22 protein-coding genes and 1 tRNA gene are annotated in these 26,410 nt (G+C 41.5%); 12 read left to right on the forward strand and 11 right to left on the reverse strand.

All coding sequences use genetic code 11. From position 1 onward, the window contains the following. Nucleotides 1-32: 32 nt before the first annotated feature. The gene (locus AC4MBN_RS03620; protein WP_004783113.1) at nucleotides 33-227 is read right to left on the reverse strand and encodes a hypothetical protein; all 195 of its coding nucleotides are present in this window, start codon (nucleotides 225-227) and stop codon (nucleotides 33-35) included. A gap of 513 nt (nucleotides 228-740) precedes the next feature. Here AC4MBN_RS03620 and sbmA point away from each other — a divergent pair. From sbmA to AC4MBN_RS03645, 5 genes are all read left to right on the forward strand, one after another. Next, a complete protein-coding gene (gene sbmA, locus AC4MBN_RS03625; protein WP_419363160.1) occupies nucleotides 741-1,934 on the forward strand; it encodes a peptide antibiotic transporter SbmA in 1,194 nt (397 codons plus the stop codon). 457 nt (nucleotides 1,935-2,391) lie between these two features. Next, nucleotides 2,392-3,375, forward strand: a complete 984-nt coding sequence (locus AC4MBN_RS03630; RefSeq protein WP_419363162.1) for a hypothetical protein — start codon at nucleotides 2,392-2,394, stop codon at nucleotides 3,373-3,375. A 412-nt stretch (nucleotides 3,376-3,787) separates the two neighbouring features. Continuing rightward, nucleotides 3,788-5,827: a M13 family metallopeptidase gene (locus AC4MBN_RS03635; RefSeq protein WP_491880686.1), complete on the forward strand. Its 2,040-nt coding sequence runs from the start codon at nucleotides 3,788-3,790 to the stop codon at nucleotides 5,825-5,827. A gap of 195 nt (nucleotides 5,828-6,022) precedes the next feature. Beyond that, nucleotides 6,023-8,071: a M13 family metallopeptidase gene (locus tag AC4MBN_RS03640; protein ID WP_491880687.1), complete on the forward strand. Its 2,049-nt coding sequence runs from the start codon at nucleotides 6,023-6,025 to the stop codon at nucleotides 8,069-8,071. Nucleotides 8,072-8,228: 157 nt separating this feature from the next. Next, nucleotides 8,229-8,723, forward strand: a complete 495-nt coding sequence (locus AC4MBN_RS03645) for a hypothetical protein (protein WP_491880688.1) — start codon at nucleotides 8,229-8,231, stop codon at nucleotides 8,721-8,723. Between the two features lie 42 nt (nucleotides 8,724-8,765). Here AC4MBN_RS03645 and yddG read toward each other — a convergent pair whose 3' ends face one another. The 5 genes from yddG to gatC all read right to left on the reverse strand — a co-directional run bounded on the left by yddG (nucleotide 8,766) and on the right by gatC (nucleotide 14,675). Further along, on the reverse strand, nucleotides 8,766-9,701 hold the full coding sequence (yddG, locus tag AC4MBN_RS03650) for an aromatic amino acid DMT transporter YddG (RefSeq protein ID WP_104490728.1): 936 nt from the start codon (nucleotides 9,699-9,701) through the stop codon (nucleotides 8,766-8,768). A gap of 524 nt (nucleotides 9,702-10,225) precedes the next feature. Next, nucleotides 10,226-11,245, reverse strand: coding sequence for a hypothetical protein (locus AC4MBN_RS03655; RefSeq protein ID WP_491880689.1), 1,020 nt, complete (start codon nucleotides 11,243-11,245; stop codon nucleotides 10,226-10,228). Between the two features lie 109 nt (nucleotides 11,246-11,354). Then, on the reverse strand, nucleotides 11,355-12,830 hold the full coding sequence (gene gatB, locus AC4MBN_RS03660) for an Asp-tRNA(Asn)/Glu-tRNA(Gln) amidotransferase subunit GatB (protein ID WP_491880690.1): 1,476 nt from the start codon (nucleotides 12,828-12,830) through the stop codon (nucleotides 11,355-11,357). After that, on the reverse strand, nucleotides 12,830-14,308 hold the full coding sequence (gene gatA, locus AC4MBN_RS03665) for an Asp-tRNA(Asn)/Glu-tRNA(Gln) amidotransferase subunit GatA (protein WP_491880691.1): 1,479 nt from the start codon (nucleotides 14,306-14,308) through the stop codon (nucleotides 12,830-12,832). Before gatA ends, gatB begins: the two co-directional genes overlap by 1 nt. 52 nt (nucleotides 14,309-14,360) lie before the next feature. Further along, complete coding sequence (gene gatC, locus AC4MBN_RS03670) at nucleotides 14,361-14,675, reverse strand: Asp-tRNA(Asn)/Glu-tRNA(Gln) amidotransferase subunit GatC (protein ID WP_005234479.1); 315 nt, start codon at nucleotides 14,673-14,675, stop codon at nucleotides 14,361-14,363. Nucleotides 14,676-14,807: 132 nt separating this feature from the next. Here gatC and AC4MBN_RS03675 point away from each other — a divergent pair, with 132 nt between their 5' ends. From AC4MBN_RS03675 to AC4MBN_RS03700, 6 genes are all read left to right on the forward strand, one after another. Further along, nucleotides 14,808-15,854, forward strand: a complete 1,047-nt coding sequence (locus AC4MBN_RS03675) for a rod shape-determining protein (protein WP_005234480.1) — start codon at nucleotides 14,808-14,810, stop codon at nucleotides 15,852-15,854. A 16-nt stretch (nucleotides 15,855-15,870) separates the two neighbouring features. Next, nucleotides 15,871-16,728, forward strand: coding sequence for a rod shape-determining protein MreC (gene mreC / locus AC4MBN_RS03680; protein WP_004783097.1), 858 nt, complete (start codon nucleotides 15,871-15,873; stop codon nucleotides 16,726-16,728). Then, complete coding sequence (gene mreD, locus AC4MBN_RS03685) at nucleotides 16,715-17,206, forward strand: rod shape-determining protein MreD (protein WP_004783095.1); 492 nt, start codon at nucleotides 16,715-16,717, stop codon at nucleotides 17,204-17,206. The genes mreC and mreD overlap by 14 nt, the downstream gene beginning before the upstream one ends. Beyond that, a complete protein-coding gene (locus tag AC4MBN_RS03690; protein WP_159122853.1) occupies nucleotides 17,194-17,760 on the forward strand; it encodes a Maf family nucleotide pyrophosphatase in 567 nt (188 codons plus the stop codon). Before mreD ends, AC4MBN_RS03690 begins: the two co-directional genes overlap by 13 nt. A 39-nt stretch (nucleotides 17,761-17,799) precedes the next feature. Next, nucleotides 17,800-19,254, forward strand: a complete 1,455-nt coding sequence (gene rng / locus AC4MBN_RS03695) for a ribonuclease G (protein WP_005234484.1) — start codon at nucleotides 17,800-17,802, stop codon at nucleotides 19,252-19,254. Nucleotides 19,255-19,386: 132 nt separating this feature from the next. Further along, nucleotides 19,387-19,560, forward strand: a complete 174-nt coding sequence (locus tag AC4MBN_RS03700) for a PA1571 family protein (protein ID WP_004783090.1) — start codon at nucleotides 19,387-19,389, stop codon at nucleotides 19,558-19,560. A 157-nt stretch (nucleotides 19,561-19,717) separates the two neighbouring features. Here the strand turns inward: AC4MBN_RS03700 and AC4MBN_RS03705 are convergent, their stop codons facing one another. Continuing rightward, nucleotides 19,718-21,100, reverse strand: coding sequence for a WS/DGAT/MGAT family O-acyltransferase (locus AC4MBN_RS03705; protein ID WP_491880692.1), 1,383 nt, complete (start codon nucleotides 21,098-21,100; stop codon nucleotides 19,718-19,720). A gap of 172 nt (nucleotides 21,101-21,272) precedes the next feature. Then, nucleotides 21,273-22,007 carry a phosphoadenylyl-sulfate reductase gene (locus AC4MBN_RS03710; RefSeq protein ID WP_034703384.1) on the reverse strand — a complete coding sequence of 245 codons (735 nt, stop codon included), beginning with the start codon at nucleotides 22,005-22,007 and terminating at the stop codon, nucleotides 21,273-21,275. A gap of 208 nt (nucleotides 22,008-22,215) precedes the next feature. On the opposite strand from AC4MBN_RS03710, the gene thrH reads away from it, so the two are divergent. Beyond that, the gene (gene thrH / locus AC4MBN_RS03715; RefSeq protein ID WP_125279669.1) at nucleotides 22,216-22,833 is read left to right on the forward strand and encodes a bifunctional phosphoserine phosphatase/homoserine phosphotransferase ThrH; all 618 of its coding nucleotides are present in this window, start codon (nucleotides 22,216-22,218) and stop codon (nucleotides 22,831-22,833) included. 70 nt (nucleotides 22,834-22,903) lie between these two features. Here thrH and AC4MBN_RS03720 read toward each other — a convergent pair whose 3' ends face one another. The 3 genes from AC4MBN_RS03720 to AC4MBN_RS03730 all read right to left on the reverse strand — a co-directional run bounded on the left by AC4MBN_RS03720 (nucleotide 22,904) and on the right by AC4MBN_RS03730 (nucleotide 26,391). After that, nucleotides 22,904-24,121 (reverse strand): OmpP1/FadL family transporter, encoded by a 1,218-nt coding sequence (locus AC4MBN_RS03720; RefSeq protein ID WP_491880693.1) that lies wholly within the window; start codon nucleotides 24,119-24,121, stop codon nucleotides 22,904-22,906. 321 nt (nucleotides 24,122-24,442) lie between these two features. Continuing rightward, nucleotides 24,443-25,978: an outer membrane protein transport protein gene (locus AC4MBN_RS03725; RefSeq protein ID WP_180104480.1), complete on the reverse strand. Its 1,536-nt coding sequence runs from the start codon at nucleotides 25,976-25,978 to the stop codon at nucleotides 24,443-24,445. Between the two features lie 337 nt (nucleotides 25,979-26,315). Further along, nucleotides 26,316-26,391, reverse strand: a tRNA-Arg gene (locus AC4MBN_RS03730). Between the last annotated feature and the right edge of the window lie 19 nt (nucleotides 26,392-26,410).

The raw sequence follows: 26,410 nt of genomic DNA on the forward strand, positions 1-26,410 counted from the left end.
GACATAACCCCATAAAGAGGAGAGCAGATCGCTTATAGCTCTCTCCAGACATCGTTCTCATCTTTCAATGGAATAGTAAAGTTAAAGTCATCATCATTACTGACCAAAAGACTAGTAGGCGTTTGCATCACAACTTTTAAAACAGTACCAGCTTCAAAAATAATCGGGTGACAGTTTTCCTTTTCCAAGGTCACTGGCTTAAGTAATTCAATCACAGAACTTTCCATATTTTTATTCCCAAATATTGATACTTCGCTGTTTTTTAATCTTAACATGATTTTTGCAAATTTAACTAATTTTTGAAAAACCGAGACATAAGTCAACAAGTCGGTCAATTTTTCTTAAAAAGCGCTTAAGTCAGTAAATTAAAGGGCTAAAGATTAAGATTTAATTTTCAAACGATTTGTGTTTCTTAAACTTGAATATTTTCAGTCTATTTACCGACGAAAAGAAGAGAAAAAGACAAACGGTACCAAATAGTCAATCTAACGCAAAATCTACTTGTCACTTTTTGACAGGCCAGTCATGATCTCCTCCATTATATTGCGTACGTTATGCGCTAGTATTAAAGCAAGAATCATATAATCTGATATTAATTCGGCTTTAGCGATTTTGTGTTTGTATGTAATTTTTTACATTGAATTGCAAATTTATGCTGCAGTTCGTTGAAAGTCTGAAAATAAGAATAAACTGTGCGTCATTTGGATGACCCGTACATCTATAAGGAGAATTAAGCCCCAATGTTTAAGTCATTTTTTCCACAACCAGTGTGGTTCTTTAGTAGTCTGGTACTGTGGTTTCTGATCAATCTTGGCCTTTGGCATAGTGGTGGATCAGGCTGGGGTGTCTATTTGGGTATGACTGAAGGTTATCATGATCTTAAAATGCCGATAGGAATCAGCCGCTTCTGGGCGCCAAAATTTCTCTGGTTCTATCTCTGGTTTTTTGTGAGTACCGCGATATTCGCGACCTTCTGGTACTTTAAAACGAAACATCCTTGGCAGCGCTGGTCTGTGTGGGGCTCGGCTTTTATCCTGTTCAATATCTGGTTTGGGGTGCAGGTTAATGTCGTATTAAATGAATGGTATAGCCCGTTCTATGATCAGATCCAGAATATGCTCACCCAAGGGGGCGGAGATGTCAGCCTATTATATCAAGGTGCATTGACCTTTATTTATATTGCCATGGTCTATGTCACGCTGGCGGTATTTAACCTGTTCTTTGTCAGTCATTATGTATTCCGCTGGCGTACGGCGATGAATAATTACTATACGGCGCATTGGGAAAAGTTACGTCATATTGAAGGGGCTTCACAGCGTATTCAGGAAGATACTATGCGCTTTGCCAAAACTACGGAACAGCTCAGTGTCTCGCTCATCGAATCTCTGATGCTATTAATGGCATTCCTGCCAATTCTGTATGAGTTATCTAGTCATGTAAAAGTACTGCCGATTGTCGGTGAAATACCGCATGCATTAATGTGGGCGTCGATCGGATGGGCAGTTCTGGGTACCGTGATTTTAATGATTGTCGGGATGAAACTCCCTGGACTGGAATTCAATAATCAGAAAGTAGAAGCGGCTTATCGTAAAGAGCTGGTTTATGGTGAAGATTATGCCGATCGTGCTCACCCGCTTACCTTGCAAGAACTGTTTAGCCGGGTACGTAAGAATTATTTCCGGCTGTATTTCCACTATGCCTATTTCAATATGGTCCGCATCTGGTATTTGCAATTGGATAATATTTACGGATTATTTATTTTGTTTCCAAGTATTGCCGCGGGTGCGATTACACTCGGTTTGATGATGCAGATCCTGAATGTTTTCGGTAAGGTTCGTGAATCTTTCCAGTATTTGATTTTATCTTGGCCTACGATTATTGAATTGCTCTCCATCTATAAACGTTTGAAAGCATTTGAATCCCATCTCGATTAATTTTTTCTTATATTCATCGACAATTTTAAAAGCCAGCCAGGGTGGTGTTTAATTTCCAATAATATGGCGTATAAAAAAAATTAGTGTACGTAAAGGAAATTATTCAAATTATAATCTCATTCAGACAGCGATAGAGAGCATAATTGCCGTTATCATACATGATAATAATATCTCTAATTTTTGTTGAATGAGTAACCGGAGAACTGATCTGTTTCTTCGGTTTTTTTATATCTTTTTTTCTACTGCTCTATCTTCTAATTGGCGAATAATCCAGCGTATTTACTGGCTTGGAGAATGTTAATTCGATCAATTTATCCGGCTATAAGCTAGATGGATTAGGCATTCTATTTCCTATTTTTAGTGATAGGTCTCGCTATATTTTTATATTTATCAATCTGTTGAGATTGTTGTTTTAGCACATTTGCTATATGTTATAGAGGCCTGGGGGAGATAAGCAGTGAAGCTAAAATTAATAATTCCAACAATATGTGTAGCAAGTCTGGCTGGCTGTAACAGTATTCAGCAAATGAAATCAGATATGCAGCATCCTTATGCAAGTCCTCAAGAACTGATCGTTAAAAGAAACCTGAATCAGGCTGACGGTTCGGCAAAAGAATATGTTTATTCATGGGAAAAATCCAAGCAGCATTTAGAGCCACAATCCCTCTATCCACGAACCACTTTAAGCCAGTACTGTCATGAACGGGGCGGCAAGTTTTCTCTACTGTATAAGAGCCAATTGGCTTCAGTAAAAGATTCTGCCCAGAAGAACCGTTTAAACAAAAACCGTTATGTCACTCAGGGTATTGGTGCCTATCAATGTACGATGCCCCAAGGGCAAAATTGGATTGTTTCTATTGAGCCGATTTCTGAACGTCAGCCAGATAAGAATAATACTACCCGTGTAGTCCGGATCTTGAGCAAACTTCAAAGCTCAGCTGAAGCGCGTCATTTCTATCAGGGCCATAAGGTTACAACTAAGTCTAATAAAATTGCTGAAAAGAATGCAGCCAAAACCTCAGTCAAAGATGAGAAAAAGGAATTAGATAAAAAAGAAGCTGATAAGAAAGAGCTAAAAATACCTGCTGTTGAACCGGCAGTGGTTGCTGTTCCTGCCGCTCGGACAACTAGTATCGAAACGCCACAACAGCAACAGATGAAATTGTATGTAGCTGCACGCCGTGATATCAATAGCGGTAAGAACCTGAACAATGCCTGTAATAATGCCCAGCGTGCCTATAACTATGGCAAATTACAGGGTACAGAAGGAACACGTGTCTATACCGAATCCGGCATGTTAGTGGCACGCTGTTTAAACAGTATTCCAGCCTATGCCAACCGTATTCCAAATTCCAAGGTTCAGGCCAAACGAGTACTGCAGAATCTGGCCACCAACTATAACCATACTGGGGCAAAGAATCAGTTGAGACAGTTAAAATAAGTCTATTATTTTCACATTCAGTTTGATCATTTATTTGGCAAAGTAGATGCACATGAAAAGTCATCTACTTTAAGTATTAGTGATATTGAAAATAGTATTTCTTAAGTATAGGAGAATTTAAAAATAATATTTTTCTTTTGAAGATCAATGATAGAAGATAAATAGTTATCCTATTGATAGGAATAAAAATTAATTATTATTAGATTGCAAATCGAACCTTATTTCAGAGTAAATCTCCCACCTCCATCTCAGATTTTCTCCTCTATCTCTCTTGTTAAATACAAGCCCATTCAACGGCATATTTTAAAAATTATTGGTACATCTTTTGCTTAAAAATTATCAGTTTTGTGCTTATGGACAGAGCAAGAAAAACTAATTGATTTTTAACATACACAATAATGAGATTTATCGCTTGAGAAAACATATTTTAAGTCATTTGATTCTTGTGGGTGCATTTCTACATTCGCCTGTGAGCCATGCAGTGAGTACAACTTCATTAAAATCGGCAATTGATCTGAATGCGATTGATCGGACGGTTGATCCAAAGCAGGATTTTTATCAATTCGTGAATGGAAACTGGCTAAAAACCGCAAAGATTCCAGAAGATCAGGCATTGTCGGGTGCATTTGCTGAAGTGAGTATGAAATCAACCCAGCAGTTATTTGACATTTTTAATGAGCTGGCCAAAAAACAGCATCCGCAAGGTAGCAATGAACAAAAGGTCGCAGATCTCTATGCCAGTTATATGGATACTAATCGGCTTGAACAGCTCGGACTTGAGGCATTGCAACAAGACCTGCAGCGGATTGAAAGAATCAAGACCAAAAAAGATCTGGCAGAATTTTTTGCCTATGCGGAAAAAATCAATCTGAATTTGCCATTCTCTACCCGTTTTTATCAGGACCGTAAAGCTTCTTCCAAGGCGATGATGTATGTAGGGCAAGGTGGCTTGGGGATGCCTGACCGTGATTTTTACCTGAGTGAGCAGCCTCGACAACAGGAAATTCGCAATACTTATCTGCTTTATATCGCCAATACCCTGAATTTTGCCGGTCAGCCTAAGCCGATTGAAGATGCTCGTACTATCCTGGCTTTGGAAAAGGCACTGGCAAAAATTAGCTGGTCCGCTGTGGAGCTGCGCAATGATGAGGTGAGAACCTATCTCGTTGAAACTAAAAATATTATTAACTATATGCCTTCTTTTGACTGGATGAATTATTTCTCAGAACTGGGCTTAAAAGGTGCAAGAAAAGAGGTTGCGATCTCGCAGATTAATTATTTGCGTCAGCTGGATCAGTTATGGAAGGTCGTTCCAATTGAAACCTGGCAAACCTATTTGAAATTCAACCTGATCAATAGTTATTCGCCATTTTTAACAGAAGTTTTTCAAAATCATCATTTTGAATTTTATGACAAAACGCTAGAGGGTGTACAAGCACGTTCTCCACGGAAAGAGTCCGCTCTGGAACTAACTAACGGTATTTTAGGTAATGTGCTTGGAAAGCTCTATGTAGAAAAGCACTTTAATGAAAGCCAGCGCCCGGCCATGCTGGAAATGGTGGAAAATGTCCGTAAAGCCTTTCATCTGAAACTGGATCAGGCAGACTGGATGGGTTCGGATACTAAAAAACAAGTGCGGCATAAACTGGATAGCATCAATATCAAAATCGGCTATCCGAAAACATGGCGGGATTATTCAGCCCTAGAGATTCGTAAGGATGATCTGATTGGGAATATCCAGCGGACCCGGCTGTTCAATTACCAGCGTGAACTGGATAAGGTGGGAGAACCGATCGATCCAGAAGCCTGGCACATGTCGCCACAAACAGCCAATGCTTACTATAATGTCAAGCTGAATGAAATCGTATTACCTGCGGCCATCTGGCAGGCACCATTTTATTATGATGATAGTCATGATCCTGCAGTGAATTATGGTGCCATCGGGGCTGTTATCGCACATGAAATTAGTCATGGTTTTGACGATAAAGGAAGCCGCTTCGATGCCAAAGGCAAGGGTGAAGAAACCTGGAACGAGCACGATCGTAAAAAGTTCAATGAACGTACCAAAGCCTTAGTCGAGCAATATAAACAATACGAAGCTCTGCCAGGGCATAAGGTGAATGCAGAATTAAATAAAAGTGAAAATATCTCTGACAACCTGGGCTTAGGGATCGCTCATATGGCTTACCGCTTATCGCTCAAGGGTCAGACAGCACCTGTTATTGATGGCTTTAGTGGAGATCAGCGTTTTTATATGGGTTGGGCACAAGTCTGGCGTAGCAAAAGTAATCCTGAATATCTGTTAAATAGTCTAAACCTTGCCAGCCATGCACCAGGTCATGTGCGTGGCAATGGTGCTGTCCGCAATCAGCAAAGTTTTTTTGAAGCTTTTGAGATTAAAGAAGGGGACAAGATGTATTTATCACCTGAAAAACGAATCTCCATCTGGTAACAGGATTTAAAAAAACTAGGTCTGTTCATCTGAAAAGAGACAGGCCTATTTTTTTATCTAAACGACTAACATGCAGAGCCAAGACCAGTTTAAAAATTGGCATATATGCTGCTTATAAAGATTTAAGTGTTTGATTATTAGGTCAACACGCATTGATAAATTCAACTGCGCAGTGAAGCGCGAGGATAGCAAGCTTTGAAAATTTTTCTAAAAACCGCATTGGTAAGTGCTTTATTAGCCATTCCCTCTGCAAATTATGCTTCAGATCAAACCGCTATTGCAGCACTTGGCTCGGGGATTCATCTTCAACATTTTGATAAAAAAATCGCACCACAACAGGACTTCTATCAGCATGTAAATGGGCACTGGTTAGAGCATGAGGAAATCCCGGCTGATATGCCAAACTGGGGTGCATTCACGATTTTGCGTGAAAACTCGACCCAGCAATTACATGACATTGTAGAAGAGCTGGCGAAAACCAAATCGGAATATGGCAGCAATGAGCAGAAAGTGGGAAGCTTATATGCCAGCTTTATGGATACGGAAACTTTAAATGCAAAAGGCATCCAGCCGCTCAAAGCAGATCTGGCCAAAATTGAGGCCATAAAAAGCAAGAAAGATTTCACTTTGTTGCTTGCAGACTATGCAAAAAACCGTGTCACTACACCTTTTGAATTTGGCGTGATTCCTGACTTGAAAAAGTCTGATCAAATGGCGGTGTTTTTGGGCCAAAGTGGTTTAGGTTTACCGGATCGTGACTACTATTTAAAAGACGATGAAAAACTGAAAAGTGCCCGTGAAACTTATGTTAAACATATTGCTAAGCTGTTGACGCTATCGGGTGAAACGGAAGCAGAAGCGGCTGCACATGCACAATCTATCCTGAACTTAGAAACTGAAATTGCCAAAATTCAGTGGGATAACGTGCAGAACCGTAATCTCGAAAAAATGTATAACGTCTATACATTAAAAGACGTCAAAAGCCTGGTGCCAGAATTTGACTGGAAAACCTATTTTAAAGCGACGGGTTTAGACAAAAAAACCAAAACCGTGATTGTGGCGCAAAAAAGTTATTTTGAAGATTTAAACAAGATTTTAAACAGCACACCACTGGAGGTATGGCAAACCTATTTCAAATTCCATCTGATTGATGGTGCTTCGCCTTACTTAAGCCAGGAATTTGCTGATGCAAACTTTGAAATGTACAGCAAAACCTTACGCGGTGTGACCGAGCAACGGGCACGCTGGAAACGTGGGGTTGATATGACCAATGCTGTACTCGGTGAAAGTCTGGCACAAGTCTATGTCGCAAAACATTTTCAGCCTGAACAGAAACAGCGTATGGAAAAACTGGTTGAAAACCTGTTGCTGGCATTTGAACAGAATCTGGAAAAATTGGACTGGATGGGCGCACAAACCAAAGCACAGGCACATCGTAAGCTGAAAAGCTTTAGAGTAAAAATCGGCTATCCGAATAAATGGCGTGACTACAGCAAGCTGGAAATTAAAGATGGCGACCTGATTGGTAATCTGCGTCGTACCAACAGTTTCAATTATGACATCGCGCTGGATAAACTGGGTAAACCGGTTGATCGTGAAGAATGGCATATGCTGCCGCAAACGGTAAATGCTTACTACAATCCGATGGGCAATGAAATTGTTTTCCCTGCTGCGATTTTACAGCCGCCGTTCTTCGATATGAATGCTGATGATGCCGTGAACTATGGGGCAATCGGGGCAGTAATTGGGCATGAAATCAGTCATGGCTTTGATGATCAGGGCAGCCGTTTTGATGCAGATGGCAACATGAAAAACTGGTGGACTGAAGAAGACGATAAAAAATTCAAGGAAAAAACCAAAGCTCTGGTTGAACAATACAATGCCTATGAAGCGATACCGGGCTATCACGTCAATGGTGAACTGACCTTAGGTGAAAATATTGCCGATAACTCAGGTCTGGCAATTGCTTATGAAGCTTATAAACTGTCACTGAATGGAAAGCCTGCTCCGGTGATTGATGGCTATACTGGAGATCAGCGTTTCTATATTGGCTGGACGCAGGCATGGCGTGCCAAAGTTCGTCCAGAACTGGCATTGCAGCTATTAAAAACAGACCCACACTCACCAGCGGCTATTCGTGGCCGTGCAACCTTACTTAACCAGAAACCTTTCTATGAAGCTTTTAGCGTCAAGCAAGAAGATCCAATGTATCTGGAAGAAGATAAACGGGTAAAAATCTGGTAAGTCTGATTTCCTCATTCGATTCCAAAAATCCTGACTGATGTCGGGATTTTTTTTTTATCTCTCAGGTTACAGAGTTCTACAGGTTTTCCAGCCTTTTACATGCTACAAAGAAACTGCATTGTTCAAGCAGTTTGAACGGATGAAAAAGGAAAGGAATATGGGGTTCAAAGCTTTATCGGGTCTTCGGGCAGTCTTCATGACCATAGCATTATCATGTGCAACTCAAGTTGCGACAGCCGGTCCAACGGTTGATCAGCTTAGTGACTGTTTGATGAAATCGACGACAGCCACCGATAAAACCATAGTCTTGCAATGGACCTTTGTGGCATTGGGTAATCATCCCGATCTAAAAGCTTTTAGCAATGTTACTGCAACTCAAAAGGAAACGCTCGACAGAAATTTGGCAACAGTTTTACAGCGGATTCTGGTTGAGCAATGCCCAACCCAGACCAAAGCGGTCATTCAGGCTGAAGGGGTACAAGCAGTGGGTGAAAGTTTCCAGGAGCTTGGGCAGGTCACAGGTGAGGAAATACTGAAAAATCCGGAAATCAAAAGTCAGCTGAATGGTGTACTCAAATATATCGATATGAGCAAACTGGTCACGACGTTTTTGACCCCTGACGTGTGGAATAAACTAGGCATCACCCGTTAATGGATTGCAGATGCAGCCAAACTTAAACCGCAAAAATGTGGTTTAAGTTTTATAGAGCTTGCCTGGAAACAGTCGGTCCCGAATTTCATCCCAGTTGGTCGACAGCCAGCAAATAAAAGAACCTAAGGTGACCATCATCGTGCCGATCCAAAAGGTGTGGGATAGACTGGTATTCAGTACCCACATCGAAATAATAGACGAAAAGATCGGGCTAAAATAAGATAACGCGACCAGCATCGCAATATTACCTTGGTTAATTCCGATATTCCACGCTGCATAACCCAAGCCAGTTACGACAGAAACCAGCAACATATACAGCATAATATTCAAGTCAATATTAAGAAGTTGTGGCAGTTGTTCGTGATCTAACAGCAGCGTCTTGCTCCAGAGAACCACACTTACCATCGCGAAAAAGAACACGATCGGGTTATGTCCTTGGCTGTATTTTTTGGTAAATACACAATACAGCGACCATAAACTCGCTCCAATAAATGCCAATATGTAACTGGTTGGATTGGCTTGCATGTTATGAATGACGGTTGCTAAATGAATATCGCCGTTGCCCGTCTGGATATAAAAAATACCTGCCAGACTAATACTGAGCCCCACCACCACTAAGTTATGAAATTTTAGTTCATGAAATAGAATGAGCATGGCGATGGTCATACTCGGCCACAAATAATTCACCAAACTAATTTCAATGGCTTGCTGTGCAGTTTGTGCGAGTGCTACGGCATAGGCAAAGCAGATTTCATATACCAGAAATAATGCAGCTGCACTGAGCAGATAAAATTTGGGTATGGTTTTGAGTTTGGGAACGCCAAAAACAGCCAGTAAGAGCAGGGTACTTAAGCTATACATCATAAGTACAGCCAGGTCAGGTCCAATACTAAAACTGATCTTTTTGAGCAATCCCACGATAGATGACCACTGTAAAATGGCACTTAAGCCAATCAGCGTAGCGAGGTTTTTCGACATGGTAAGGGCGGGATGGGAGAATGTGCAGATTGTATTCCTGTTGAGTGATTTTCAATATGGGACAGACACGATTTTATGAGAAAATTCAAAAAAATCGTTAACAACGGCTTTATGATTTGAATATCCCGATCATGAGTTTAATGATCCAGAAAATGGGCGTGAAAATTAGCTCGATACCATCGGCAAGGTTGGCAAGTTTGCTTTCTCTGGCTGTGTGCCTCCGTGGTTTGATGGGTTTGCATTGTCTTGACTGATATGCGCCAATGATGAATATAAGAATGATCAGGATAATGCTAAGTAAGATAATGTGATTTGGTATGTTTTTGTTTTTCTTAGGTTTGTTTTTGATTTTATAGCATGTTTTAAATCCTCTCCCTAGCCCTCATCCTTTCTTGCGCTTCGTTTTAAAAGCAATGCTTTAAAACTCGCTCAGGAGAGGGAACATTCATTACAAAATTTATTACGGTATTTAATTAGCAATGAAAGCTCCTTCTTCCAGTGGGAGAAGGCGGGGGATGAGGGTACTAGTCATGTATAAAGAATGATTTTGAAAGTTGAATATACTTTTTAAGGTTGGAATTGGTTTTTCTAACTCGATCTTTCAAATATAGAAATACCATTTTCTTTCTATCGCCCTTTTCAATCTTATTTTGTATTTTTAGTAAATTATAGCCTTCATCAAATTGGATAAATTTTTTCTTCATCCGACTTAATTCCACTCTAAAATCAATGATTTTAAAATTTTTAATGGGTAACAGACCTGATTGTATACCTAAATCTATTTTTTGTTCTAAATCTAAAGTATTTAAGGGATGAGACCATTCTATTTTGTACTTTTCAATTTTTAAGTAAGTAGCATGTCTTTTTATAAATATAGTATGTATTTTATCTTTTAAATCATAAAATTGAAGAATAACAGCTGTATCTATCGGTACACTCTTGTTCTCATATTCTAATCTAGCCGGTTTCAATAACCTAGTATAAGAACTATAAAATTGATTATGGGGAGTTAACGTTTTAACTCGATACATACCTTCAGATGTATGAAGAAAGATAGAGAAAGTATGTAGTATTTTACTTAGTTTTAATGAGTATGCATTAGGTCCATTTGAATAAAAATAAGCTGGGTTAAATTTTTCATAATAATATTCATATCCCTTTATAATAATGGGTTTTTCTTTGGTTGCATTTTTTAAATGAATATATGTATTTGACCCAATTTTTACATATACATCAAATATAATTACTGGCTTATCTTTTCTATTTATTAAAGTTAAATCAATAAATGATGTATCAAAATTATCTTCAAGATTACCAAAAAATTGAGTTGTAGATAGATTACCTAATATTGAAAGTCCCTCTTTTCTATAAAAGTTTTCGATGGCAAAAAGTCCACCAATAGCACCAAATATATAGGCGATATATTGATATTTTTTTTCAAAAAAGCAAATTAGGTTAAAATTGTATTTTGAGAGTTGATAAATAAAAAATAAGAAAAATAGAATACTTATAATCCAAAAAATATATCTTAAAGATCTATACATTATTCTTTTTGTCCAAAAATTAAGGGGCAATTAAAGCCCCTTAATTATAAGTGATAAATAAAAAGAAAACCCGCTCTAAAGCGGGTTTTCTTTTTCAAAACTGATCAGATTAACCAATCAATTTCTTCATCAATTCATTCACTTGAGCAGGGTTGGCTTTACCCTTAGACGCTTTCATCACTTGACCCACAAGACCGTTGAAAGCTTTCTCTTTACCAGATTTATACTCTTCAACCATCTTCTCGTTGGCAGCCAGCACTTCCTTAATAATTGCTTCAATTGCGCCTGTATCAGTTTCCTGTTTCAAGCCTTTCTCAGCAATAATTTCGTCCGCAGTTTTGCCTTCTTCCCACATAAAGCCGAACACCTGTTTCGCGATCTTACCGCTAATGGTGTTATCGACAATACGTGCGATCATGCCACCGAGTTTCTCACTCGACACAGGAGAATCAGCAAGGTCTAGACCAGCTTTGTTTAAAGCGCCTGAGAATTCACCCATTACCCAGTTCGCAGCAATCTTACCTTGTGCAGCACCACCAGCAGCCTTAACGACTTCTTCGTAAAATTCTGACATTTCACGAGTCAGGGTCAGTACGTGAGCATCATACTCAGTCACACCGAAGTCAGCCACGAAACGCGCACGACGTGCCGCAGGCAGCTCAGGCATTTGCGCTTTAATCGCTTCGATTTGCGCATCTGGAATCACCACAGGCAACAAGTCTGGATCAGGGAAGTAGCGGTAATCGTTCGCTTCTTCTTTAGAACGCATTGAACGGGTTTCCATCTTCACAGGGTCGAACAGACGGGTTTCCTGATCAATAGTGCCGTCCCATTCCAGAATTTCCATTTGACGTTCAATTTCAACATTGATCGCCTGTTCAATGAAACGGAATGAGTTCAGGTTTTTCAATTCACAACGTGTACCGAACGGTTGACCCGGACGACGTAAAGACACGTTACAGTCCGCACGGAACGAACCTTCTGCCATGTTACCGTCAGAAATGCCTAACCAGCGTACTAACGTGTGAATCGCTTTAATATAAGCAACAGCTTCTTCAACCGAACGCATATCCGGTTCAGATACGATTTCTAGAAGCGGCGTACCGGCACGGTTCAAGTCGATGCCTGACATGCCTTCGAACTGGTCATGGATCGATTTACCCGCATCTTCCTCAAGGTGGGCACGAGTCACGCCAATGCGTTTAACTGTGCCATCTTCAAGCTGAATGTCGATATGACCCAAGCCTACAATCGGGTTATCCATCTGGCTGATCTGGTAGCCTTTTGGAGAATCCGGGTAGAAGTAGTTTTTACGTGCAAATACAGAAGCCTGGTCGATATAAGCATCGATCCCCAGACCAAAGCGAATCGCAAGATCAACCACTTCTTTATTCAATACTGGCAACACGCCCGGCATTGCCAAATCAACAAGGCTTGCCTGAGTGTTTGGATCATTACCAAATTCAGTTGATGAGCCAGAGAAAATTTTTGATTTCGTCGCAAGCTGAGTGTGAATCTCGATACCAATAACGACTTCCCAACCATCAATCAGGTTAGATTTTGGTTTAGCAGCGTTTTTAGCCATTATGCATTCTCCTCAGCAATTGCAGCGCGTTTTGTATGCCAATCCATTGCTTGTTGATACTGGTGTACCACAGACAACAATTGAGATTCTGACCAGTAGTTACCAATCAACTGTAAGCCAACTGGCAAGTTGTCTTTATCAAAACCAACAGGCGCGTTAATCGCAGGAAGACCTGCAAGGTTGACCGCGATGGTGTAGATGTCACCTAAGTACATTTCAACCGGAGACAGGTTTGCACCGATACGGTATGCAGTAGTCGGTGCAGAAGGTGCAGCGATGACATCTACAGATTCAAATGCTTTTAAAAAATCTTGCTGGATTAAACGACGTACTTTTTGTGCTTTCACATAATAAGCATCGTAATAACCAGCAGACAGGGCATAAGTACCGATCAGGATACGACGCTGAACTTCAGCACCGAACCCTTCTGAACGGGAACGTTTGTAAAGGTCGAGAAGATCTTTTGGCTCTTCACAACGGTAGCCATAACGTACGCCGTCATAACGAGACAGGTTAGAAGATGCTTCCGCAGGTGCGATCAGATAGTAAGTTGGAACATAAGCTTCAGTCATGTTGAGATCAATCTCAACCAGAATTGCACCCATTTCTTCCAGTTTTTTCAGTGATTCTTCAACGCGTGCTTTCACGTCTGCATCCAGGCCTTCAACATTGAAGTACTGTTTTGGAATACCGATGCGTAAACCTTTCACAGAAGTACCGTTCAGGTTGGCAACGTAGTCATCAACGTCTTTGTCCATTGAAGTTGAATCTTTCGCGTCGTGACCTGCCATCACGTTCATCAGGTAAGCACAGTCTTCTGCAGAACGAGCCATCGGACCGCCTTGATCCAGTGATGATGCATAGGCGATCATACCAAAACGTGATACACGGCCATAAGTCGGTTTTAGACCAGTCAGACCACAAAAAGAAGCCGGCTGACGGATTGAACCACCGGTATCAGTACCGGTTGCAAATGGTGCTAAATCCGCAGCGACAACCGCAGCAGAACCACCTGAAGAACCGCCTGGAACGTGATCCAGTGCCCAAGGGTTTTTGGTCGCGCCAAAATAAGAAGACTCGGAAGTTGAACCCATGGCGAACTCGTCCATGTTCACTTTACCAAGTGTGACTAAGCCCGCAGCTTTACCTTTCGCTACAACGGTCGCGTCGTAAGGAGAGATAAAATTGTCCAGCATTTTAGAACCGGCTGTGGTTTTAATGCCTTGGGTACAGAAAATATCTTTATGCGCAATAGGCACGCCAGTCAGGGCAGTCGCATTGCCGGCTTTGATTGCAGCATCAGCAGCATCAGCTTGAGCCAATGCCTGTTCAGCAGTCACGGTCACATAAGCTTTGACCTGTGCATCAATTTTTTCGATACGTTTTAAATAGTGTTGAGTCAATTCGCGGGATGAAAATTGAGCATTTGCCAAACCTTCAGTCAGTTCACGAATGGATAAGCGGTGTAAATCTGTCATGAGAAATAATTCTTTACGTTTAATTTAATAAAAAGAATGAACTGGGTAGTAATTACTCAATCACGCGTGGGACGAGATACAAACCGTCCTGTACAGCAGGTGCAACTGCTTGGTATTCCTCACGATGATTGCTTTCCGACACGACATCTTCACGTAAAGGCTGTGGGTGGTCGAAAGGGCTTTTCAGTGGTTCAACACCGTCAGTATCGATGCCTTTCAGGGTTTCCATCATGCCTAAAATTTTATTTAAACTTTGAGCATATTCAGCAGATTGCGTATCATTAAGAGATAACCTTGCGAGGTTGGCAATAGCTGAAACTGTTTCTGCATTTAAATCTGCAGAAGACTGTGCATCCGATGTAGACATAATATTACCTAATCAGTATTAAAAAAATTCAAATTATCATGCGTTATGATAAGCGATTGACTTGTCCAAATCATCACATTTAGTTAAAGTGGCCACCTTGCGTCCATATAAAGTTTAACTGAGAACGTCCCCGTGATTCTAAAACGACTAATAGGCTTGTTTTCGCCAGATCTCGCTATTGATTTAGGTACTGCAAATACACTTATTTATGCGCCAGGACGAGGCATTATATTAAATGAACCGACGGTTGTAGCCATCCGTCACAGTGGTTCACATAAAATTGTTGCTGCCGTAGGTCTTGACGCGAAACAAATGCTTGGTCGTACCCCAGCAAATATTTCTGCAATCCGTCCGATGAAAGACGGTGTGATTGCGGATTTTGAAGTGACCGAAACCATGTTAAATCAGTTCATTGGTAAGGTACACGAAAAACGTTTATTCCCGCCAGCGCCACGCGTGGTGGTTTGCGTGCCATGTAAATCGACACTGGTTGAACGCCGTGCGATCCGTGAAGCAGTTTATAATGCGGGTGCACGTGAAGTACGTCTGATTGAAGAACCGATGGCAGCTGCAATTGGTGCAGGCATGCCGGTTGAGCAGGCGTGTGGTTCGATGGTTGTTGATGTGGGCGGCGGTACAACTGAGATTGCAGTAATTTCATTACAGGGCTGTGTATATGCAGACTCGCTGCGTATTGGCGGTGATGTATTTGATGAACAGATCATTAACTACGTGCGTAAGGCACATGGTTGCGTGATCGGTGAAACCACAGCTGAAGTGATCAAAAAAGAAGTCGGCATGGCACTTCCAGATGAAGGTGCAAAACCGCTGGAAATTGAAGTCCGTGGCCGTAACCTGGCTGAAGGTGTGCCTCGCGCGATTGTGGTGAACTCGGATGAAGTCACTCAAGCGATTTCTGATCCGCTACAAAACATCGTGTCTGCGGTGAAATCTGCACTGGAACAAACACCTCCTGAACTGTCTTCTGACATCGCTGAACGCGGGATCGTGTTGACCGGTGGTGGTGCATTGCTGCGTAACCTGGACAAGCTACTTGCAAAAGAAACAGGTCTGCCTGTGGTGGTTGCTGAAGATCCACTGTCTTGCGTGACTCGTGGTGGTGGTAAGGTACTCGAATTCTTCGACAATCCAAATCATGACATGTTATTTGTAGGCTAAGACAAGGATTCGGCGGGTGCAAGCACATCTGTTTTCTCGACAACCGCCATCTTTTCGCTCTTTTATCATTGCACTGATAACATGTCTGGTGGTGCTATTCTTTGACTGGCGCATGCCACATGTTGTTCAACCTGCAAGGGATGTCTTGTACGCGGCCTATAATCCCATTTATGCCGTGGCCAGCTATCCGGTACTGTCGCGAGAATGGCTGAATCAACAAACCAAATCTGAAGCGCAACTGCGTCGTGAGAACACCGCGATGCGGGCTGAGTTATTGCAGGCGCAAGTTCGCCTACAAAAAATTGCAGAGCTTTCTGCAGAAAATACCCGTTTGCGTGGTCTTTTAGATACCCCCCTGATTCTTGATGGACGTATGGAAATTGCTGAGGTCATTGGTACCGATGCTGATCCGCTACGCCATATCATCGTGATCAACCGTGGTTCCAATAACAAGCTGAAAGTCGGTCAGACCGTGCTGGATGATATGGGGATTATGGGACAGATTATTGATGTCTATCCGCATAGTAGCCGGGTCATGCTGCTCTCTGATAAAGAACACTCCTTGTCTGTACGTCTGGAACATACCGGCATGCGTGCCATTGTCTCGGGAACCGGGGATCTGGGACGCTTGAAAATGGAATATGTACCGACCAGCGCCAATATCAAAGTTGGTGAAAAAGTTTACAGTTCAGGTCTGGGACAGCATTTTCCGGCAGGTTATCTGGTGGGAACGGTATCCAACGTGAAACGGCATAATTCAGGGGAATTTGCCCAAATTGATGTGACACCAGCTGCGCAACTGGCGGGTGGTCATCATGTCGTCGTGCTGTTCTCTGACTCATTAGCGATGGAGCAACCGCATGTCAATCGCTAAGATGCGACCTAAAACACATCGTGATCCTTTATTTGCTATTGTCATTTCAGTGATTGTGGCTTCTGTCCTCTCAGTCTATCCACTGTCTTACGAGACCTCGGGATGGCGTCCATTATTTATGTTAATGGTCATGCTGTTCTGGGTATTGTGTCAACCGACCTGGTGCGGGATCTGGTTTGCATTTGCCACCGGGATCTTCATTGATTTACTACTTGATGCGCCCTTAGGTCTCAATGCACTCAGCTTTATCATCATTGCTTTTGTGGCACGCTTCCTGACCCGTGAGCGCCGTATTCTGACCTTTGCTAATTTATGGGTCATCACGACAATTGCGATTCTGGCACATTTGATGATTATCTTTTTTGCCCAGATTTCGACCGGCGTACAATTCTCATTTGCACGACATTGGATTCCCATGCTGACTAGTGTCATCATATGGCCAGTGCTTTATTACTTTTTGAGAAAATGGCGCATTTAATCCTCGCTTCCAGCTCACCCCGACGCCGTGAACTTTTGCAGCAACTCGGGCTGAACTTTGAGATCTGTAGCCCAGATGTAGACGAATCTGTACTGGAAAATGAGTCCATTGCAGCCTATGTCGAACGTCTGGCGCAAGTCAAAGCGGAAGCGGTGGCCAGGCTGTATCCGGATGCCATTATTATTGCTGCGGATACCAGTTTAGGGGTTAATAATGAGATTTTGGGGAAACCTGAATCCAAACAGCATGCCTTTGAAATGTGGGAAAAAATTTCAGGAAGATGGCATGATGTGTATACTGGGGTGTGCGTCCGCACAAAAGAAGAAAAATACAGTATAGTAGTCCGTACACAGGTTGAATTTCAGCCACTAAATAGCCATGATATGGAAAGTTACTGGGCAACAGGTGAGCCGCTTGGGAAAGCAGGCGCCTATGCAATACAGGGAATTGCAGCGCGTTATATTCCAAGAATAGAAGGTAGTTATTCTAATGTAGTGGGGTTGCCACTATATGAAACAGTACAGTTATTGCAGACGGTTAAGGCACTAAATTAACTGCTGAAAAAGAATTCTTATAATGTTTTGAGTGTTGTTATGTCTGACGAGTTGTTGATTAACGTCACACCGATGGAGTGTCGGGTGGCGTTGATTGAAAACGGCACGGTGAATGAACTGTTTGTCGAGCGTACGGCCAAGCGCGGATTGGTCGGGAATATCTATAAAGGTAAAGTGGTCCGGGTCTTGCCGGGCATGCAGGCCGCTTTTGTCGATATCGGCCTGTCCAGAACGGCATTTTTGCATATCAATGACATGGTCTGGCCACGTAACCAGCCAACACCGAATGTATTCGAGCTGTTGCAGCCGGGTCTGATTCTTACCGTTCAGGTGATGAAAGACATGCTCGGCACCAAGGGCGCACGTCTGTCTACTGATCTTTCTATTCCTTCACGTTATTTAGTTCTGATGCCATATGGCAATCATATTGGCGTATCGCAGCGCATAGAATCCGAAGATGAACGCAATCGTTTACGCTCGATCATTGAGCGTATTCAGGCAGAACACAAGCTGCCAGGTTCCGTCATTGTCCGTACTGCCGCTGACGGCATTGAGGAAGAAGCGATTGCACAGGATATGGCTTATCTGGCTAAACTCTGGGAATACATTCAGCGCAAACAAAAAGTCATCGCAGTGCCTTCATTGATCTTTGAAGAGCTGCCTTTGCCACAGCGTGTTATTCGTGATCTTGCCAATGAAGAAACCGAAAAGATCTATATCGATTCACGCGAAATTCACGGCAAGTTGAAAGAGTTTGTGGATGAGTTCGTGCCGAATATGAAAGATCGTTTACTGCATTATCCGGGCGAGCGACCAATTTTCGATTTGTACAATGTCGAAGAAGATCTGCAAAAAGCTTTACAAACCCGTGTAGCACTGAAGTCCGGTGGTTATCTGATGATTGATCAGACCGAAGCCATGACTACGATTGACGTCAATACCGGCTCCTATGTCGGTGGTCGCTCGCTAGAAGATACGGTTTTTAAAACCAATATGGAAGCCACACAGGTCATTGCACGTCAGCTGCGTCTGCGTAATCTGGGCGGTATTATCATCATCGACTTCATTGACATGCAGGAAGCCCAGCACCGTGAAGAAGTGATGAACCAGTTTGTGAAAATGTTGGAACGTGATCATGCCAAAACCAAGATCACCCAGGTGTCTGAACTGGGGCTGGTGGAGATGACGCGTAAGCGTACCCGTGAGTCTTTGGAACACTTGTTATGCGAGTCCTGTCCGACCTGTCAGGGACGTGGATATGTGAAAACAGCAGAATCAGTGTGTTACGAAATCTTTCGGGAAATCTTGCGCTATGCTCGCGCTTATGAATCACAAAGTGGCTTTACTGTGGTTGCCCATCCGGCAGTGATTGATCGGCTGTTGACTGCAGAAGCCCCGGCTGTGGCGGATCTGGAACACTTTATTAATCGTGTAATTAAATTCCAGGTCGAAAATTTATACACGCAAGAGCAATACGATATCATTCTCAGCTGAAATTGTAACAGAATATCGTTAAACACTTGTTACATCTGAAATTTTACAACTCTACTGATATTTACAATACTAGAAACATCAAATTAGCCAAAGCCTTTCTCCCAGTTCTAGGCTTAGCAAAAGGAGTCTATGATGAGTATGAGTAAAGTTGTAATCAATAAAAGCTTGAAACACGTATTAGAACCAAAGGCTGTGCATGCAGGGTATATTGTGGATGAACGCGGGAATGAAGTTCAGATTACAGCTTCTATGATTCGCTCTGTTTGCCATCAGTTATTAAAACAGTGTCGTACTATTAAAAGTTAATTAAACCAAAATAGATTGCAGTTGTGTAAATTTCATTCAAACTGTAAAAAGAATAAAATCAAGGGGCTTAAATTGCCCCTTTATTTTTTACTAAATGATTGGCAAAAGTGCTCACACACTTTTTAGCAGTCCATTGCCAGATTTTATTCGTCCGCGGCTAACTGACCGCTTTCAACTTTGGGACGGGTTCACCATTCACAATCCGTTCGAAGCGTTGAATTTCTTCTTCAAGATGAGTCAGCAGGTTCTGCATTTTGGGTAAAGCATTACGGCAAGCGGTAAGACCTACTTCAAGTTTGTCCATATAACTGGTCATGGTGATATTCAATGCTTGTCCATCCAGTACAATCGAAGCCGGATATAAGGCTTCCAAGCGCGCACCATTCCAGTACAGAGGTTCCTGAGGACCAGGGACATTGGAAATGATCACGTTAAATGCCTGACGTTTTGGCATTAAGCCAGATGCAATATTGAATCCTGCAAGGCCGTAGACAAAGGCACTATAGTTCAGAATTTGATTGGCATTCATGCGCTTAAAGCGTTCTTTAGCACTGAGTACACTGCGACGTACCGTTTTAAGACGCTCCAAAGGATCATCCTTATGCGTGCCCAGATTCGCCAGAATCATGGTAATACGGTTGGAAACATCGGAGTCATCGCTACGTACAGAAGCGGGCACCATTGCAATTAATGGTTTTTTCGGCAAGGCATTTTGTGTGAGTAAATATTCGCGTAAGGCACCTGAACAGATCGCTAACACGATATCATTAATCGTTACACCTAAAGCTTTAGAAATATGACGTAAACGTGAGAATTCAAAAGATTGGGCTGCGAAACGACGTGAGGCACTGACACGCTGATTTAAAATAGAACTTGGTGCTTGAAAGCTGGACACATAATCCGGATTACGCCCCATATCTTTCAGTACGGTTTGTGATAATTCATAAGCCACTCGTGGCGTACATTCCAGCTGGCCTTTAATCGCCTGTAACACATTCTTCATGCGGCTGACTTTCGGCGCTTTCAGACGTTTTGCTCGTGGACCTTCTACACACCAAGGTGGCACAATACTTTTCGCATGTGGATCATGGGAAAGTGATTTTTCTACCAGACGCATGCCTGCAATACCATCTACCATCGCATGGTGAATCTTGAAGTACATGGCAAAACGGTTGCCTTCAATGCCTTCAATAATATGACAGGTCCATAAAGGTTTAGCGCGGTCAATCAGTGCGCTGTGTTCTTGGGAAATATAAGTCAGCAGCTCGCGGATACGCCCAGGTTTCGGTAAGGCAATATGACGAAAATGATGATCTAAATCAAACTCTTCATCTTCATCCCAAAATAAACCGTTTAAATAGTTATTAAATGGAGGAATCGGTGAGGATTTGGAATTGCGAATATCAGTCACCAGATCCCGGATAAAAGAGGCTGGTGCATTGTCAGGAATTTGAAACAAAAATAACCCGCCTACATGCATAGGCTGCTGTCGTTTCTCTAAAGACAAAAAAATAAAGTCAATCGGATGTAATGGACGCATAGCGTAGATTGCCTCACTGCATTTTCTTCAGCTGCTCATGTATAAGCAACCTTGTTAGAATTATTGGTATCACATTACAAAGTATAGCGATTTTGTCGCATAAAGGTACTGATTTTTCTGTAGCCGATTGGTTCACAAAAAAACCACCCGACGAACGGATGGTTTTTTAAGATTATTTTTTCAAGTTCCCAGCATGCAAGCCACATTCTTTATGGGTGGCTTCTTCCCACCACCAGCGTCCTTCACGTTCATGCTGATTTGGTAGCACAGGACGGGTACAAGGTTCACAGCCAATGGAGATAAAACCTTTTTCATGTAGTGGGTTGTATGGAATTTCCATCATTCGGATATAATTCCACACATCTGCACTAGACCAGTTGGCAAGGGGATTATATTTAATCAGCTGTTTGCCTGGACCAGAAAAACCTTCATCAGATTGAACCACTGGAATGTCATTACGTGTTCCCGGGCTTTGGTCTTTACGCTGACCGGTAATCCAGCCATCTAAAGTTGCCAGTTTTTTGCGTAAAGGTTGCACCTTGCGGATTCCGCAACATTCCTGATGGCCGTCACGGTAGAAACTGAACAAACCTTTTTCAGTCGTCAGTTGTTGAATCGCATCTGTTTCCGGGAAACAGATTTCGATATCAATATTATAGTGCTGGCGAACTTTTTCAATAAATTGATAAGTCTCAGCATGCAGACGCCCTGTATCCAGGCTAAATACCCGGAAAGGTTTACCTAAATTAGATGCCATATCAATCAGTACAACATCTTCTGCACCAGAAAATGAAATGGCAATTTCGCCTTCCTGCTCGAGAGCAAGCGCTAAAATTTCACTTGGTGATTTATCTGCATATTCAGATGCAAGCGCATCTACCATAGCAATAGTGGGGATTTTGGTCATATGAGTCCTGGCGGCATAGGCTTGGAAATGACGTGGCCTATATGAATTTATTTCAGATTTATTCTATTTTAATAGAAATGCCCAAAGCTACTTATCACTAAAAAATAAATACTTATGAAAAAAACAGATTTAAAAAAGAACAGTGCAAAATCTTTTTCTTCAGCTATGATAGGGCAAAATTTTTTCAATACAACTGAGGGGATGCTTCATGGAAGTCGTATGTCTAGATCTAGAGGGCGTTTTGGTTCCAGAAATCTGGATCAATTTTGCTAAAAAAACAGGTATTAAAGAGCTCGAAGCAACGACACGTGATATTCCTGACTATGATGTGTTGATGACCCAGCGTTTGAATATTTTAAAACAGCATGGTTTGGGTCTAAATGATATCCAGGCTGTGATTGCGGATATGGGACCATTTGAAGGCGCCAAGGAATTTGTAGAATGGGTAAGTACTCATTTTCAGCTGATTATTCTATCTGATACTTTCTATGAATTTGCTCATCCTCTAATGAAGCAACTAGGCTGGCCAACGATTTTCTGTCATAAGCTGGAAACTGATGAAGAGGGCATGATCACTGCTTATAAACTTCGCCAGCCAGATCAGAAGCGTCAGGCAGTGAAAGCATTACACGGTCTGAATTTCCGTGTGATTGCAGCCGGTGATTCATATAACGATACCACAATGCTGGGTGAAGCAGATCATGGCTTCCTGTTCGACGCACCAGAGAATGTGATTGCAGAATTCCCGCAATTCCCGCCAATTCATGGTTATGACGCATTGAAAGAAGCAATTCGTAATGCATCAGTACGTAATATTCCAGCTTAATTTTTAAGTTTGAAATTAAAAAAAGGCACCAAAGGGTGCCTTTTTTTATTAGAGTAAAACTCTTTATTGCTTAGAAACGGTAGCCGATTTTTAAGCCATAACCCATGGCATGGTTGTCTTCAAAATCACCTACAATAGTACCACCAGTTTGTGCTTGGGCATCGCCTAACCAGAAATATTTTACGCCAGCCTGAATAAAGTAATTCTCAGCAGGGCTATATTGAGCACCTAAGCCTACATTCCAGTAACCTTCAGTTGGACCTAAAGTCGTTACAGGGTTGCCTGCACCTGAGTCATAACCTACAGAAGCTGAACCTGACCATTTATTATTGAATTTGCGACCTACACCGACTGTTGCTGACCATTGATCATTAGAGTAATCGATCAGATTTTGTGCTTTTCCTTTTGCCAAGGCTGAAGCTTGAGCGAGTAAAGATGGTGTCACAGCAAATTGGTCCCAATGAACCCAACGAAGATTTGCAAAAGCAATAGTATTTTGAGCGATACCTGACTGTAGATCAATATTTACCGACTGAGGTGTAACCGCCTCAACAGTGCTTTCTCTTTCACCTAAAGTCGCCAATAATGGTTTTGCTGGACTTAAAGGATGACCTGCATCAGGAAGTTGTTGTCCTAAAAGAGCTAAATCAGACTGTTCAGAAGATTTTGCTTTATGCTTAATTTCTGAACGATAGGTAACAGAAGCTTTTAATGCAATTTCAGGAATTTGATAAGCAAATCCAGCAAGCCATCCAAAGGCTTCTTCTTGTTTAAGCTGAATGTTATAGCCACTTAATAAAGAATAAGCACCCCCCCGTAATTTAATATCAGCCTCAACAGTTTGCCACACTGGACCAGCATAGAAATTCCAGTTTTCTGTAGGTTGATAACCAATGAGGGCAGTTAAATTATGTGTGTCAACATCAACTGATGTACCTTCTACACCATTACCAAAAGAACCAGCAGTTTCAGCGTATGTTGCATCTGCTCCAAAAGGTTGATCATAGATCAAGCCTAAAGAAATTTTGTCTGTTGCTTGAACTTTAATTGCAGCAGAGGGGAAATAGTAATCTTCCCCCATGTCGTTAATTTTTTCACCTTCAAAAGCAGATACTTTAGATGTCCCTTTCACAGTTGGATCAAGAACAGAAATTCCTGCTTCTGCATAGTTACCAGGTTGTAAAAAAGCCTGAATAGACTGGCCTGAACGGTCTAAACCGGCAGCGAACACGAGAGAAGTAGACAGGCTAGAAAGAAGAATAGCGATAGAGATTGGCTTAAGCTTCATGGCTCATCCTTGACAATGTTGCATAAATATTAATAAAAGTTGTGGAAAAGTAACACAAATTTAAAAAGAGTAAATGCTCCACTTCGTCCAAGAAATGAACTATGGCGGTTATAAAAAATGATTGCTTAGAGTATTTATACTATATTTTTTTGATTAACTTGATGAAAATAAACAAATAATAATTTTTATTAAAATATATTCAAAACTGAATTTAGGTAAAATTTGATTGCTGATAAAAACACCAAATAGTATACAGGTGTATAAAAATATAAATGAGATAATAAAGACCACCCGAGGGTAGTCTTTATTATCTATCACGAATTAGAAGCGATAGCCCATTTTTAAGCCATAAGCAATTGCATGGTTATCTTGGAAATCACCAACAATACGATTATCTTCGCCGACTTGTGCAGCAGTTTGTGACTTCGCATCACCTAACCAGAAGTATTTCACACCACCTGCGATGAATGTCGCTGGTGTTGGGCTATATTGAAGACCTAGGCCGACATTCCAATAACCTTCTGTAGGACCAAGTGTCGACACAGGATTTCCTGCACCAGAATCCCAGCCTACTGATAGATTGCCAGCCCATAGATCATTAAATTTACGGCCTACACCTACAGTAGCTGAAATTTGATCATCAGAGTATTCAACTAAATTAAAACCATTTGGACGATTAACAGCTGGTAATTGTCCTACTGCTTCTGAAGCTAAACCGAATTGATATGGACGAATAGCAAAGTTTGACCAATCTACCCAACGTACATTAGCAAAGGCTACAGTATTAGCCATTACACCTGTTTGGAAATCCAAGTTTACAGATTGCGGAGTAGTAATTTTTGTTACACCTTGAGTTCCAACAATATCTGCTGGATTAACACCAACTAATCCAAAACCTGCTGCTGCAGAAAGCTGCTCAGTAGTATCAGCTTCATGATCAATTTCAGAGCGGTATGTTACTGAGGCTTTAAGCGCAATATCGGGAATTTGAAATGCAACACCCGCTAACCAGCCAAGATCACCAGTTTCCTTCATCGTGGCATCATAACCATTAAAAATACTGTAAGCTTGACCACGTAAACTTACTGTGCCTTTCACAGTTTGATAAACTGGACCTGCATAAATGTTCCAATTTTCATTAGGTTGGAAGCCAAATAAGAAAGTAAGATTTTGTGTTTGAACATCAACTTTAGTATTGCCTGTCCCTAATGGAATACCTTCTAAAGTTTCTGCTAACTGTGCCTGACCTTGAGCAAGAGCACCTTCTCGTACTTGAGGAAGTACAGCCTCTGCAGCTGCATCTACATCTCCACCTGCTTGAGTGATGATTCCTGTAATAGTATTTGAAACTGCCGTAGCATAGGTTGGATCATCTGGAGCAATACCTTGCTGAGCCACTAAACCTTGAGCTGCTAAACCTACTAATTCTGTACTAGATAAGTCACCAAGAGTTGCATCAACTTGATTTGCTACTAAACCATCTAAAAGGGGTTGAGGTAAAATTGTATCAGTAGGTTGTGATACAAATGCATTGTTACCTGTATATTCTGCTTCAGCACCAAATGGCTGGTCATACAAAATACCAAATGAAAATTTGCTAGTAGGTTGAAGTTTTAATGCAGCACTTGGAAAATAATAATCGCCAGCCATATCATTGATATTACGACGAGCAGGAGCTTCTCCAGCCTCTTTACCCGATACAGTAGGGTCTAATACAGAAATACCTGCCTCAAAGTAATTACCTGGTTGTAAAAACGCTGCGATAGATTGGCCTGAACGGTCCATTGCCGCAGCAAATGCACCTGTCATAGGCACAGTTGCAAGAATCATTGCAGTAGTTAATGTTTTTAATTTCATTTACGTCTTTCCTTGAGGTACAAATTTATATCTAGCGTTGTTGTTTGCACTTATTAAATTCTTGGAGATTTCGGGTATTTATCCGCAATCATTTGTTACTCCATGTGACAAAAATAGCACAATTAAAATAAGAGTAAATGCTCTAGAAAAAACTAATTAGTCTAAAAAAGCATCAAAATAGAGTTTTTACACCAAAAAATAGCTGTATTTTAAAATAAGTATTTGAAAGTAAAAGAAATAAAATAATGGAGAAAAAATGATTTTTTGTATAAAAAATATTCTAAAAGTATGAAGATTGACGCTAATTTTTTGAAGTATAGATCACATTTTGAAAGGATGGTGCGCCCTGCGGGACTCGAACCCACGTCGGTCGCTTAGGAGGCAACTGCTCTATCCAGTTAAGCTAAGGGCGCGAAAAGAAGGCTATTGTAC

It is taken from the genome of Acinetobacter sp. CAU_H_60, assembly GCF_058599385.1.